The organism is Streptomyces griseorubiginosus (assembly GCF_017614965.1).
GTDB classification, from domain to species: domain Bacteria; phylum Actinomycetota; class Actinomycetes; order Streptomycetales; family Streptomycetaceae; genus Streptomyces; species Streptomyces griseorubiginosus_B.
This window is the reverse complement of record NZ_WVUG01000272.1, coordinates 1-12,194: the sequence shown is the minus strand read 5'-3', so window position 1 is coordinate 12,194 and position 12,194 is coordinate 1. Positions and strand designations below refer to the sequence as shown.

The following is a 12,194-nucleotide window of genomic DNA, read 5'->3' as shown; positions in this document are numbered from 1 at the left end:
AGACGACGTCGAAGCCCATCGCGGCGATCGCGGGCAGCCGGCGGGCGGCGGTGCGGAAGCTGCCGTGCGGCTGGGTGGGGGTGCCCTCGGAGCGGGGGAAGAACTCGTACCAGGCGCCGTACAGGGCGCGTTCCCGCTCCACCAGCAGCGGCAGCGTCTCGGAGGCCGTCACCAGCTCCCGCAGCGGATGCCGGGCCAGCACCGCGTCCACCTCCGGCGTCAACGCCGCCGCCAGACGCGTGGCGATGGGCAGTGCGTCGTCGCGCAGGGTCTCGGCCGCCAGCAGGATCGTGGCGCGCCCGGCACCCTCGGGCACTCCGGCGGCCACCCGGTCGTACAGCTCGGCGCCCTCCTCCAGAACCAGGCCGGCGTCGATGCCGGCCGGGACCTTGATGCGGGCGCGGTGCCGCCAGCTCGCGACGGGGTCGCTCCAGGCCTCCACCCGGAAGGTCCAGCGGCCCTGAGCGGTCGGTGTGACCTCGGCGCCCCAGTGGTCGGAACCGGGGGCCAGCTCGCGCATCGGCGTCCAGGGGCCGTGGGTGCCCTCGGGATCGGTCAGGACGACGTTCGCGGCGACCGCGTCGTGCCCCTCGCGGAACACGGTCGCGGTCACCTGGAACGTTTCTCCGGCGACCGCCTTCGCGGGACGTCTGCCGCACTCGACGACCGGATGGACGTCGCGCACCGGGATACGGCCGATGGCCGGGATCGAACTCATGGGTGTCACCTCCGCCGTGCTCGAGGCCGGGCGCGGGGCCCGGCCGGGGATACGAACCGCGCCGGAAGGGTCACCTTCCGGCGAGAAAACCGCGGACGTCGGTCGGCGGACCGTGCCGGTCGGCCTCCTCGTCGCGGGGACGCTCGTCCTGCTCCGCCAGATAGGCGACCAGACTCGACCGCAGATAACGCTCGGCGGCGTCCGCGGCCTCGCGGGCACAGCGCTTGCCCATCAACACGCACAGCGTGTAGCCGGAGTCCTCGAAGGTGGCCCGCACCGCGCGGTCCGCGGGGGACGCGAGCATGACGCGTTCCCACGCCCGGTACCGCCGCAGTTGGCGGGCCACTTCGGCTTTGGCCGGTAGCAGCATGACGCCCTTCACTTTCGGGGCTCGATGGCGCGTTTCCCGACCGTCGGGCGGCGGCCGTGCGCGTGGACACGCACGGATCCGTTACGGGCATCGAGATCTGTGACACATGGTGCATGTGCAACAACGCAGCGTCTTGTTGGAAATTCAACCGTGTCGTGTGCGCCACCCACCTGGCGTCCGCTCGTGTTGCACGAATGGCGTAGTTCGCCCACGCTTGGGGTGACTCAGAAGCGATCAGTGCTCACGCTTCGCGTTCGGGGCCCCGTCCCACCAGGGACGAGGAGGAGCGAGAGCTTCGCCGGTGAGGAGCCAACGACGATGAAGACCGCAGTGCCCTGCTACTACCACCTCGACGTGGAAGTCAGTCCGGAGCGAGTCGGACAGGTCAGGCGCATCCTGGCCGCTCACCTCAGGCTCTGGGACCTCGAGACGCTGGTCGACCCCGTCTGCCGCGGCGCCGAGCTGCTGCTGAAGGCCATCGACGAGCACGCGACCGACAAGAACACGTCGATCGAGATGTGGTGGAACGGCCAGCACCTGATCACCGCCATCGGGGAGAACGACTGCGAACTGCGCCCGGACCAGGACCTGCGGTCCTGTCTGCAGCGCATCGCCGCGATGAGCGACGGCTGGGGCTGCTGTGCCACGGACACCGGCAGCAAGGTCATCTGGTTCTCGCAGCGCGCCCGCGCCGGCGAACGCGTCCCCCTCGTACCGGTGGCGCCCGCGCCCAGTCTGCGCGAGGTGCGCCAGGTGCCCCGCGAGGTGCCCGTCGCGGCCCTCGCGGCCCCGGCCGACGGTGCCGGCGTGCTGGAGGACGCCCGGTGACCGCGAAGCGCCGCCGCAAGGCAGGGGTGCCCGTGTGGAGCGGGCACCCCTACCCGTTGGGTGCCACCTACGACGGCAGGGGCACCAACTTCGCCCTCTTCAGCGAGGTCGCCGAGCGCGTGGAGCTCGTCCTCGTCGACGACGAGGGCGCCGAGAGCACCGCCGCGGTGACGGAGGTCGACGGGTTCGTCTGGCACTGCTACCTGCCCGACATCGGCCCCGGACAGCGCTACGGCTACCGGGTGCACGGCCCCTGGCACCCGGAGCTCGGCCACCGCTGCAATCCGGCGAAGCTGCTCCTGGACCCGTACACCAAGGCGGTCGACGGACAGGTGGACAACCACGCCTCCCTCTTCGAGCGCGCACCGCACGGCCGCTCCCGCGCCGACAGCGCCGGGCACACCATGCTCGGCGTGGTGACCGACCCGGCCTTCGACTGGGGCGACGACCGGCCGCCGGGGCGGCCGTACGCCGAGAGCGTCATCTACGAGGCCCATGTCCGCGGCCTGACCCGCACCCACCCCGACGTCCCCGAGGAACTGCGCGGCACCTACGCCGGCCTCGCCCACCCGGCGGTGATCGAGCACCTGACCGCGCTCGGGGTCACCGCCGTCGAGCTGATGCCGGTGCACCAGTACGTGCAGGACGGCGTGCTGCAGGACAAGGGCCTCGCCAACTACTGGGGCTACAACACGATCGGCTTCTTCGCCCCGCACAACGCCTACGCCGCCCACGGCACCCGCGGCCAGCAGGTCACCGAGTTCAAGACCATGGTCAAGGCGCTGCACGCGGCCGGACTCGAGGTCATCCTCGACGTCGTCTACAACCACACCGCCGAGGGCAACGAGAAGGGCCCCACCCTCTCCTTCCGCGGCATCGACAACGCCTCCTACTACCGTCTGGTCGACGGCGACTGGAAGCACTACTACGACACCACCGGCACCGGCAACAGCCTGCTGATGCGCCACCCGTACGTGCTGCAGCTGATCATGGACTCGCTGCGGTACTGGGTCACCGAGATGCACGTCGACGGCTTCCGCTTCGACCTCGCGGCCACGCTGGCCCGGCAGTTCCACGAGGTGGACCGGCTCTCGGCGTTCTTCGACCTCATCCAGCAGGACCCGGTGATCAGCCGCGTCAAGCTGATCGCCGAGCCCTGGGACGTGGGGGAGGGCGGCTACCAGGTCGGCAACTTCCCGCCGCTGTGGTCGGAGTGGAACGGCCGCTACCGCGACGCCGTACGGGACTTCTGGCGCGCGGAGGAGCACACGCTGGGCGAGTTCGCGTCCCGGCTGACCGGCTCCTCCGACCTGTACCAGCGCAGCCGGCGCCGCCCCCGCGCGAGCGTCAACTTCGTCACCGCGCACGACGGTTTCACCCTGCGCGACCTGGTGTCGTACAACGACAAGCACAACGAGGCCAACGGTGAGGGCAACCAGGACGGCGAGAGCGTCAACCGGTCCTGGAACTGCGGTGCCGAGGGCGAGACCGACGACCCGGCCGTCCTGGAGCTGCGGGCCCGTCAGCAGCGCAACTTCATCGCCACGCTGCTGCTGTCGCAGGGCATCCCGATGCTGTGCCACGGCGACGAACTCGGGCGTACCCAGGGCGGCAACAACAACGCCTACTGCCAGGACAACGAAGTGTCCTGGGTGGACTGGGGGTTGAGCGAGGAGCAGCGGGACCTCGCGGACTTCACACGCTATGTGATCGGGTTGCGGGCCGCCCATCCGGTGCTGCGCCGCCGCCGCTTCTTCCGCGGTGAGACCCCCGTGCGCGCCCGTCGGCCGCTGCCCGACCTCGTGTGGTTCGCGCCGGGCGGCCAGGAGATGACGGAGGAGGACTGGCAGCGCCCGGACGCCCACTCCGTGGCCGCGTTCCTCAACGGCGACGCCATCGCCGAACACGACTCCTGCGGCCGCCGCGTGGTGGACGACTCCTTCCTGCTGCTGTTCAACAGCTACTGGGAGCCGATGGAGTTCCATCTCCCGGACGCCGCGTACGGCGAGCGGTGGACGACCCTGATCGACACCGCCGTCACCAAGGGACCGCCCGACGAGACGGAACACAAGGCCGGCACCCGGATGCTGGTGGAGCCGCGCAGCCTGGTCCTGCTCTCACGCCCCTCCCGCAGAAAACCCTGAGTGAACGGCTGAGCAGGCCGAGGCGGAGCCCAGAGCCAAGCGGGACGCTACCGTTCGCGGCGCGACGTCACCGTGAACTGCGCCCCGTCCGCGTCCCGCAGCACCGCCTCGTCGCTGCCCTTGGACAGCACGCTTCCGCCGTGCAGTTCCGCGGCCCGCACACACGCGGCGACGTCCTCCACCGCGAAGTGGACCTGCCAGTGCGGCCGGATGGTGGGGTCCGGCGCCGCTCCGAGCGCCCCGGACTCGATGCGGGCCACGATGTCGCCCTGGCTGCGCAGCACCACCTCGCCGCCCTCGTAGTGCACCTCGCAGCAGCCGGGCCGTTCGGTGGCCCACTCCAGGACCTCGCCGTAGAAGATCGCCGCGTCGAAGGCGTCGCGGGTGTGCAGCCGGACGAAGGTCGGGGCGGCGTGGCGCCACTTGTCCCAGTCGGAGACGAGCTCGCCCTCCCAGATCCCGAAGGTCGCCCCGTCCCGGTCGGCGAGCAGGGCGGCCCGTCCCGGCGGGAAGGAGATCGGCCCGACGGCGGCCGTACCGCCGCGTTCCTGGGCGCGGGCCACGGCTTCGTCGGCGCTCGCCACGGCGAAGTACGCCGTCCAGGCCACCGCCATCTGCCACATGGAGGCGACCCCGGCGATCCCGGCCACCGGCGTGCCGTCCACCATGGCCATCCGGAACCGGTCACCGAGCTTGGCCGATCGCCACTGCCAGCCGAGCACGGCCGAGTAGAAGTCCTCGGTGGCGTCGAGGTCGCGGCTGGTCAGGCTCACCCAGCAGGGGGCCCCGAACACGGAGTGCGTGGAGACGACGTTGGTCGTACCGCCGCGGCGTGTCGTGTGGTCGTTCATGGCACTCGCGTCCTGGGGTCTCGTCCTCCGGCGGCCACCGGTGTGTCACCAGTGTCCAACCGGAACCGCTCGATGCGCCTGCCGAGTACCCCGGGGAGGGGGCCGAAACGGTGGCCTCGGCCCCTGCGGCGCCCCGGCTGGCGCGGGGCGCGGCGAGTGCGACCATGGATGCGTGGCAGCACAGCAGCACGAGCAGTCCGCCCAGACCCAGCGGATCTTCGAGCTGGAGGAGCAGGTGGACCAGCTGAAGGAAGCCGTGGCGTCGCATGCCGTCGTGGACCAGGCGATCGGTATGGTCGTCGCTCTCGGCAGGGTGTCACCCGATCAGGGGTGGGCGGTTCTGAAGGACGTCTCCCAGCACACCAACATCAAGCTGCGCAATGTCGCGGAGCTGATCGTCATCTGGGGGCGCAGCGGCATGATGCCGGCGGAGATCCGGGCCGAACTGGAGGACGCCCTGGACCGCTACGGCCCGACACAGGTCCCCGGCGCCCCACCTGAAGAGTGAGAGGCCGGGGTACGCGGGCCCTCAGCGGGTCTGGGCCAGCAGCTGCTCCCGCAGTTGGGCGAAGCAGGCGCTGAGCAGCCGGGAGACGTGCATCTGCGAGATGCCGAGCTGCTCGGCGATCCGGCTCTGTGTCATTCCGCGGAAGAACCGCAGGTAGAGAATGGTCCGTTCGCGCTCGGGCAGTGCCTGCAGGCACGGGCTCGCCGCCACGCGGTCGACCACGACGTCGTAGCCCGGATCCGGTCCGCCGATCGCGTCCGCGAGGGCGTAGCCGTCGGTTCCGGGCATCTCGGCGTCGAGGGACAGCGTGGAGAAGCAGTCCAGGGCCTCCATCCCCATGCGCACCTCGGCCTCGCTCAGCTGCGCCCGCTCGGCGATCTCGGCGACGGTCGGCGCCCGGCCCGGGGTGGTCTGCGACAGGTCCTTGGCCGCCTGCCGCACCCGGTTGCGCAGGTCCTGGACCCGGCGCGGCACGTGCAGGGTCCACATGTGGTCGCGGAAGTGCCGCTTGATCTCGCCGGTGACGGTGGGGACGGCATAGGCCTCGAAGGCGTGCCCGCGGGCCGGGTCGTAGTGGTCGACCGCCTTGACCAGGCCGAGTGCGGCGACCTGGTAGAGGTCCTCCAGAGTCTCCCCGCGCCCCTTGAACCGCACGGCGATCCGCTCGGCCATGGGCAGCCAGATGCGTACCAGTTCGTCCCGCAGCGCCTTGCGCTCGGGGCCGTCGGGCATCCGGGTCAGTCGCTCGAAGGCGTCGGCCGTGTCGGGGGCGTCGTCATGCGGGTGGGGTTTGGTTCTGCTGGTGGTGACGCGCATCGCGCGCACCTCCCTCGGGCGGTGCTGGGTGGACAGACACCGCGGGAGGCGCGGACCGGGCCTGCGGAGGACATCCGGGGCCTGACCGGCTCCCACGGACGTGCCTCCAGTCCGAAGCACGTAATTCGGATGCCCGGGACCACCCCTTTCAAAACAAAACGGGCCATACGGTAACGGATCGCGACCGGGTGGCCGCGCAGCGCGGCTTGACCGTCCCTTGGGATCGATTACCTCTGCTACAGAGGTAATCTCTCGGGTGTGGAACCGGAAGACTTCCCGGACGACCTGATCGACGCCCTCATCGGCGTCCAGCGCAGGCTCAGGCGCCGGCTTCGTCAGCAGATCGCCCCGCAGCTGCGGGGTGCCGAGGTCGAGTTGCTGCGCCTGGTCGTGACCCGGCCCGGCGTCGGCATCTCGGACGCGGCCAGGGACCTGCACCTGGCCGGGAACTCGGTGTCGACGCTGGTCAACCAGCTGTCCCGGCAGGGCTACCTGGTCCGCGAGACCGACCCGGCCGACCGCCGTGCCGCCCGGCTGCTGCCCACCCCGGCCGCCGAGGCGCGGATCGCCGAATGGCGCAAACGGCGCGCGGAACTCGTACGAGGCGGCCTCGCCGGGCTCGGCGAGACGGACCGGGAGGCCCTGCGCACGGCCGTCCCCGCCCTGCGCAAGCTCGCCGAGAACCTGCACGAGGAGGCGGAGGAATCATGACGCAGGACGCCGGGACCGAACACGCCGAGGCCATCGCCTGCACCGGCCTCAGGTACTCCTTCGGCGAGACCGACGCGGTCGACGGACTCGATCTGACGGTGGGGGAGGGCGAGGTCTTCGGCCTGCTCGGCCCGAACGGTGCCGGCAAGACCACGGCCATCCGCTGCATCACCACCCTGCTGCCGGTCCCGGCCGGCAAGGTCCGTGTCTTCGGGCACGACGCCGCCCAGGACCGTATGGCCGTACGACGCCTGCTCGGCTACGTGCCGCAGCAGCTGTCCGCCGACGCCGGTCTCACCGGACGCGAGAACGTCGAACTGTTCGCCCGTGTCTTCGACGTCTCCCGGCGCGAGCGGGCCGCACGGGTCGGCCAGGCCCTGGCCGCCGTCGACCTCACCGACGCCGCCGAGCGACTCGCCAAGACCTACTCCGGCGGCATGATCCGCCGCCTCGAACTCGCCCAGGCCCTGGTCAGCGCACCCCGGCTGCTGATCCTCGACGAGCCGACCATCGGCCTCGACCCCATCGCCCGCAGCGGCGTGTGGGAGCACATCAACGCCGTGCGCGAGGCCACCGGCATGACCGTGCTGGTGACCACCCACTACATGGACGAGGCCGACCAGTACTGCGACCGGGTCGCGCTGATGCACCGCGGCCGCATCCGGGCCCTCGGCACGCCCGCCGAACTGCGTCAGGGCCTCGCCGACCGCCGGGACACCGACACCCTGCCGACCCTGGAGGACGTCTTCCGTGACGTCGCCGGCAGCGGTCTCGACGACGAGTCAGGAGATTTCCGCGATGTCCGAAGCACCCGCCGCACCGCGCACCGCGTCGGCTGACGCCCCACGCGCCGCCGGCATCGACCTGCTCCTGCGGCCGCCCCGGCCGCGTGCGGGCTGGCGGCTGCTGCCCGCCCGGGTCGGGGCGATGTGCGCCGTCGAACTGCAGAAGCTGCGCCACGACCGCACCGAGCTGTACACGCGCGCGGTCCAGCCCGCCCTGTGGCTGCTGATCTTCGGCCAGACCTTCACCCGCATCCGGGCGATACCCACCGGCGGCATCCCCTACATCGACTACATGGCGCCCGGCATCATCGCCCAGTCCGCGATGTTCATCGCGATCTTCTACGGCATCCAGATCATCTGGGAACGCGACGCCGGCGTCCTCAACAAGCTGCTGGTCACGCCGACCCCGCGCTCGGCACTGATCACCGGCAAGGCGTTCGCGGCCGGCGTGAAGTCGGTGATCCAGGCCGTCGTGGTCGTCATCATCGCCGCGCTGCTCGGCGTGGCCCTGACCTGGAACCCGCTGAAGCTGCTCGCCGTGGCGGCCATCGTGATCCTGGGATCCGCCTTCTTCTCCTGTCTGTCGATGACCATCGCCGGCATCGTGCTGAGCCGCGACCGCCTGATGGGTATCGGACAGGCCATCACCATGCCGCTGTTCTTCGGCTCCAACGCCCTCTACCCGGTCTCCGTCATGCCGGGCTGGCTCCAGACGGTCAGCAAGGTCAACCCGCTCAGCTACGAGGTGGACGCCCTGCGCGGGCTGCTCATCGGCGTCCACGCGCACGTGGCGCTCGACTTCGGGGTGCTGCTCGTGGCCGCCGCGCTCGGCATCACCGCGGCCTCCTCGCTCCTGGGCCGGCTGGCCCGCTGATCACACCCGGGGAACGTGATGTGCGGCACGCACGCGCGAGAGGGCGCCTGGCCGGTTTTCGCGATTGTTCCTGCGCACGGCTTGATCAGTGATCAAAGGGGGCGAATTCGCTGGCCACAGCGCATTCTGCTCATTTGACAGTGCACTGAGCACACAGATAGGAAGCAGCTCTCTGAGGTCGAGAGGTGGACTGTGTACGAGCCGAACGTGGTCGGGGACTGGCAGGAGTACGACGAGCATGCCGGCCTGCGTGTCCGCGTCCACCGTCTGGAAGCGGCCGAGCCCCCGCGCGGACGGGACGACGCGGCCGCCGGGCTGACCTACTTCGCCCTGCGGGTGACCGTCGAGAACCGGGGCGAGCAGGCCTGCACCATCCATCTCGAGGACGGCCAGATCGACGTGCGGATCGGCCCCGACGGCGAGTCCGCGTTCATCGACTGGCGCAACTCGCAGTTCATCGAGGGCTTCGACGTCTACCCGCTGCGCCGCGCCACCGCCGTGCTGTACGCGGCCGGGCCCGAGGACTGGCTGAGCCAGGTCGACGTCCAGATCCAGCTGCGGGTCGACGACGACTGGGCCGACCGCCGGCTGTGGGCGGGCGGCATCGGACTGCACGAGGACTCCGTCGGCGCCCCCGCCGGCACGCTGCGCGAGGGACTGGCCCACCAGGTCAGCAACTTCCTGCGCGACCAGGCCGAAGAGGGCACCGCCTGACCGGCGTTGATGACGGGTGTCAGTGCGGGATGCCGTCGATGATCTCCCGGGCGCCCTGACGCAGCAGCGCCACGGCCACCGACGTACCCAGCGTGGCCGGGTCGAGCCGGCCGGCCCACTCGTGGGCGTTGAGCCGGGTCTTGCCGTCGGGGGTGAAGACGCAGGCGCGCAGCGACAGTTCCCCGGCATGGTCCACGCGCGCGTAGCCGGCGATCGGGCTGTTGCAGTGGCCCTGCAGGACGTGCAGGAACATCCGTTCGGCGGTGGCCTCCCGGTGCGTGCCGGGGTCGCCCAGCCCGCTGACCGCGTCGATCAGCTCGGTGTCGCCCTCCCGGCACTGCAGCGCGAGGATCCCCGCGCCGATGGACGGCATCATCGTCTCCGGCGACAGGGCCTCACTGATCACGTCCGTACGGCCGATGCGCTCCAGCCCCGACACCGCCAGCAGCAGCGCGTCCGCCTCGCCCGCCTCCAGCTTGGCCAGCCGCCGGTTGGCGTTCCCGCGGAACGGCACGCACTCCAGGTGCGGGTGGGTGGCCGCGAGTTGGGCGACCCGGCGCACCGCGGAGGTGCCGATCCGCGTCCCTTCCGGCAGTTCGTCCAGCGTCAGACCGTCCGGATGCACCAGGGCGTCCCGGATGTCGTCCCGCTTGAGGAACGCGGCGAAGGTCGTCCCCGTCGGCAGCGGACGGTCGGCGGGCACGTCCTTGAGGCAGTGCACCGCGAGATCGGCCTCACCCGCCAGCAGTGCCGCGTCCACCTCCTTGGTGAACGCGCCCTTGCCCTCCACCTGGGACAGTACGCCCATCCACTTGTCACCGGTCGTCTTCACCGGCACGACCTCGGTGCGCACACCGGGGTGCAGGGCGGCCAACTCGGCGCGGACACGCTCCACTTGGGCCAGCGCCATGGGCGAGTCGCGGGAGACGATACGGATCAGTTCGGGGAGGGACATGCGGACACGATAGACCTCCGTGAGCGGGTGTCCGTGCCGTATCACGCCAATCGGGACGCGCATCACGCCGCAGAGGTGCTCAGCCGTCCGTCGAAGGGGTCCCATCCGGGCGTACCGCCGAGTTCGGCGGCGTTGACGCCGTTCTCGGTGCGCAGGTCGACTCGAATGTCCGTACGCCACTGGGAGCTGTGTCCCCATCCCATCGACCGGTCGACCGTCGGGCGGTGCCGGCGCCGGTGGGCCTCGCCCATCCACAGCCCCGGCCAGACGACCCCGGTGATCCGGATCGGCTCCTCCGGGTCCGCGGCGGCCGAACAGGTCCCGGCACCGCTCATCCGGCCCGTCGAGGGCCGTACCACTTCTGCGAACGGCTCCGCTTGGGATCACCGCGACCGGGCGGGCGCTGTCGCCGGCTTGGGGGCCGGCCACGTCAGCACCGTGAGAGCGCCCGCCGTGAGCAGCGCGCCGGCCAGGAAGGTGCCGCGCAGGCCGGCGAGCGGCAACAGGCCGCCGCCCAGGAGCGCCCCGGCGGCCACACCCACGTTGAAGGCGGCCGAGTTCGCCGCCAGAGCCGTCTCGGTACGGCCGGGGGCGACCCGCAGCACCTGGCTCTGGGTCGCCATGAACACCGGCCCCACGGACGCGCCGAGCAGCATGAGCAGCGCGACGGCCGTCACCTGGTCGCTCCCGCCCGCGTAGAGACCGAGCAGAGCCGCCGTCTGCGCCGCTACCGGCACGCACAGCGTGGCGCGCGGGAAGCGGTCGAGCAGCGGGCCGGTCAGGGTGACACCGGCCAGTCCCGCCACACCGAAGGCGAACAGCACGGCGCTGACCGCGTCCTCGCCGAATCCGCTGACCTCGTCCAGGAAGGCCACGACGTACGTCCATCCCGTGAACGCCCCGGTCACCGACAGGGCGGTGGTGGCGAGGACGACGAGGAACCGGCGCCGGTCCGGCGCGGCGCCGTACGCGGCGTGGCTCTCCCGCGGACGCGATGTCGGCAGCACAGCGGCGACGACCAGGAGCGAGACCAGCGCCAGCACCCCGAGCACCGCGAACGGCGCCCGCCAGCCGCCGTGTCCGCCCAGCCAGGTGCCGGCCGGGACCCCCAGCACCGTGGCCAGCGAACCGCCCACGGAGAGCAACCCGATGACGCGCCCGCGCCGTTCGGGGGCAAACAGGCCGACCGCCACCGGCCCCATCACCGCCCAGAACAGCGCCTGCGCCAGCGCGGTCGCGACGCGCGCCGCCAGCAGCAGCCCGTACGACGCCGTGGCGAGGGTCGAGGCCCAGCAGCCCACCGCCAGCACGCCCAGCAGCCCGGCGAGCAGATACCGGCGGGGGATGGACCGGGTGGCATGGGCGAGCGGCAGCGACACCACGGCCACGGTCAGGCCGTACCCGGTCACCAGCGCGCCCACGGCCGTCAGTGAGACACCGAGGTCGTCCGCCATCAGGGAGAGCAGGCCCACGGGCAGGTTCTCGGTGGTGTTGAAGGTGAACGCCGCCAGCATCAGCGCCGCGACGACGGCGGCCCTGCGCCAGGGCGCCGGAGGCGGGTTGCCCATCCGAAGGTCTCCGTGGTGTCGGGGGACGGCCAAGTGCGGTCGGCGGCAAGCGTGTTGGTTCCGGGAGAGAGGCTTCTACTGTTTCGTTCGGGACCGAATCGCCAACCGCTCACGGAGGCCGCTTTGCCGTTGACCCTGCACCTGGGCACCGAGGACCTGACGCGCTGCCGGTTCGCCGTCTCGCCGCTGTGCCAGACCCACGAGGCGCTGCGCATGCTGCGCCGCCCGGCCCGGCACGGCTACCACCGCACCTGGCTGCGCCGGATGCGCCGCACCCTGGCCGGCCTCGACCTGTCGCCACTGTGGCTGTTCCTCCCGCGCACCGGCGGCTACACCCCCGACTTCCTCGGCC

The 12,194-nt window shown here is 71.4% G+C and carries 14 protein-coding genes and 1 pseudogene; 8 read left to right on the top strand and 7 right to left on the bottom strand.

The genetic code is table 11. The annotated features are described in order from the left end of the window. On the bottom strand, positions 1 to 718 hold a 718-nt coding region (locus tag GRC12_RS34445; protein WP_208783794.1), incomplete at its 3' end, for a maltotransferase domain-containing protein. Between the two features lie 70 nt (positions 719 to 788). Continuing rightward, entirely contained in the window at positions 789 to 1,088 is a 300-nt protein-coding gene (locus tag GRC12_RS34440) for a DUF5133 domain-containing protein (RefSeq protein WP_208783793.1), read from the bottom strand. A gap of 318 nt (positions 1,089 to 1,406) precedes the next feature. Here GRC12_RS34440 and GRC12_RS34435 point away from each other — a divergent pair, with 318 nt between their 5' ends. After that, a complete protein-coding gene (locus tag GRC12_RS34435) occupies positions 1,407 to 1,916 on the top strand; it encodes a pep a2 (protein ID WP_133047644.1) in 510 nt (169 codons plus the stop codon). Positions 1,917 to 1,942: 26 nt separating this feature from the next. Further along, the gene (glgX, locus tag GRC12_RS34430) at positions 1,943 to 4,060 is read left to right on the top strand and encodes a glycogen debranching protein GlgX (protein ID WP_208783796.1); all 2,118 of its coding nucleotides are present in this window, start codon (positions 1,943 to 1,945) and stop codon (positions 4,058 to 4,060) included. Positions 4,061 to 4,107: 47 nt separating this feature from the next. Here glgX and GRC12_RS34425 read toward each other — a convergent pair whose 3' ends face one another. Continuing rightward, positions 4,108 to 4,911 carry a VOC family protein gene (locus tag GRC12_RS34425; RefSeq protein WP_208783792.1) on the bottom strand — a complete coding sequence of 268 codons (804 nt, stop codon included), beginning with the start codon at positions 4,909 to 4,911 and terminating at the stop codon, positions 4,108 to 4,110. Between the two features lie 172 nt (positions 4,912 to 5,083). On the opposite strand from GRC12_RS34425, the gene GRC12_RS34420 reads away from it, so the two are divergent. Further along, positions 5,084 to 5,419, top strand: coding sequence for an ANTAR domain-containing protein (locus GRC12_RS34420; protein ID WP_165955052.1), 336 nt, complete (start codon positions 5,084 to 5,086; stop codon positions 5,417 to 5,419). Between the two features lie 21 nt (positions 5,420 to 5,440). On the opposite strand, the gene GRC12_RS34415 is transcribed toward GRC12_RS34420, so the two are convergent. Beyond that, entirely contained in the window at positions 5,441 to 6,235 is a 795-nt protein-coding gene (locus GRC12_RS34415; protein ID WP_208783791.1) for an RNA polymerase sigma factor SigF, read from the bottom strand. Between the two features lie 258 nt (positions 6,236 to 6,493). Between GRC12_RS34415 and GRC12_RS34410 the strand changes: the two genes are divergently transcribed. The 4 genes from GRC12_RS34410 to GRC12_RS34395 all read left to right on the top strand — a co-directional run bounded on the left by GRC12_RS34410 (position 6,494) and on the right by GRC12_RS34395 (position 9,319). After that, complete coding sequence (locus GRC12_RS34410) at positions 6,494 to 6,946, top strand: MarR family winged helix-turn-helix transcriptional regulator (protein WP_208783790.1); 453 nt, start codon at positions 6,494 to 6,496, stop codon at positions 6,944 to 6,946. After that, the gene (locus tag GRC12_RS34405) at positions 6,943 to 7,785 is read left to right on the top strand and encodes an ABC transporter ATP-binding protein (protein ID WP_208783789.1); all 843 of its coding nucleotides are present in this window, start codon (positions 6,943 to 6,945) and stop codon (positions 7,783 to 7,785) included. The genes GRC12_RS34410 and GRC12_RS34405 overlap by 4 nt, the downstream gene beginning before the upstream one ends. After that, a complete protein-coding gene (locus tag GRC12_RS34400) occupies positions 7,745 to 8,605 on the top strand; it encodes an ABC transporter permease (protein WP_208783787.1) in 861 nt (286 codons plus the stop codon). Before GRC12_RS34405 ends, GRC12_RS34400 begins: the two co-directional genes overlap by 41 nt. A 192-nt stretch (positions 8,606 to 8,797) precedes the next feature. Then, the gene (locus GRC12_RS34395; RefSeq protein WP_133047651.1) at positions 8,798 to 9,319 is read left to right on the top strand and encodes a hypothetical protein; all 522 of its coding nucleotides are present in this window, start codon (positions 8,798 to 8,800) and stop codon (positions 9,317 to 9,319) included. Positions 9,320 to 9,338: 19 nt separating this feature from the next. On the opposite strand, the gene hemC is transcribed toward GRC12_RS34395, so the two are convergent. The 3 genes from hemC to GRC12_RS34380 form a co-directional block, all read right to left on the bottom strand. Further along, entirely contained in the window at positions 9,339 to 10,274 is a 936-nt protein-coding gene (gene hemC, locus GRC12_RS34390) for a hydroxymethylbilane synthase (protein ID WP_208783785.1), read from the bottom strand. A 62-nt stretch (positions 10,275 to 10,336) separates the two neighbouring features. Next, positions 10,337 to 10,609, bottom strand: a complete 273-nt coding sequence (locus tag GRC12_RS34385; RefSeq protein WP_208783783.1) for a hypothetical protein — start codon at positions 10,607 to 10,609, stop codon at positions 10,337 to 10,339. Between the two features lie 48 nt (positions 10,610 to 10,657). Beyond that, the gene (locus GRC12_RS34380) at positions 10,658 to 11,842 is read right to left on the bottom strand and encodes an MFS transporter (protein WP_208783781.1); all 1,185 of its coding nucleotides are present in this window, start codon (positions 11,840 to 11,842) and stop codon (positions 10,658 to 10,660) included. Between the two features lie 123 nt (positions 11,843 to 11,965). On the opposite strand from GRC12_RS34380, the pseudogene GRC12_RS34375 reads away from it, so the two are divergent. Beyond that, positions 11,966 to 12,194, top strand: a pseudogene (locus GRC12_RS34375) (transcriptional regulator); the annotation flags it as partial.

What these genes read in the sequence shown, in the direction of transcription:
- GRC12_RS34440 (WP_208783793.1), bottom strand. Translation starts at nt 1,088, where the DNA reads ATGCTGCTACCGGCCAAAGCCGAAGTGGCCCGCCAACTGCGGCGGTAC.
- GRC12_RS34435 (WP_133047644.1), top strand. Translation starts at nt 1,407, where the DNA reads ATGAAGACCGCAGTGCCCTGCTACTACCACCTCGACGTGGAAGTCAGT.
- GRC12_RS34425 (WP_208783792.1), bottom strand. Translation starts at nt 4,911, where the DNA reads ATGAACGACCACACGACACGCCGCGGCGGTACGACCAACGTCGTCTCC.
- GRC12_RS34415 (WP_208783791.1), bottom strand. Translation starts at nt 6,235, where the DNA reads ATGCGCGTCACCACCAGCAGAACCAAACCCCACCCGCATGACGACGCC.
- GRC12_RS34405 (WP_208783789.1), top strand. Translation starts at nt 6,943, where the DNA reads ATGACGCAGGACGCCGGGACCGAACACGCCGAGGCCATCGCCTGCACC.
- GRC12_RS34400 (WP_208783787.1), top strand. Translation starts at nt 7,745, where the DNA reads ATGTCCGAAGCACCCGCCGCACCGCGCACCGCGTCGGCTGACGCCCCA.
- hemC (WP_208783785.1), bottom strand. Translation starts at nt 10,274, where the DNA reads ATGTCCCTCCCCGAACTGATCCGTATCGTCTCCCGCGACTCGCCCATG.
- GRC12_RS34385 (WP_208783783.1), bottom strand. Translation starts at nt 10,609, where the DNA reads ATGAGCGGTGCCGGGACCTGTTCGGCCGCCGCGGACCCGGAGGAGCCG.
- GRC12_RS34380 (WP_208783781.1), bottom strand. Translation starts at nt 11,842, where the DNA reads ATGGGCAACCCGCCTCCGGCGCCCTGGCGCAGGGCCGCCGTCGTCGCG.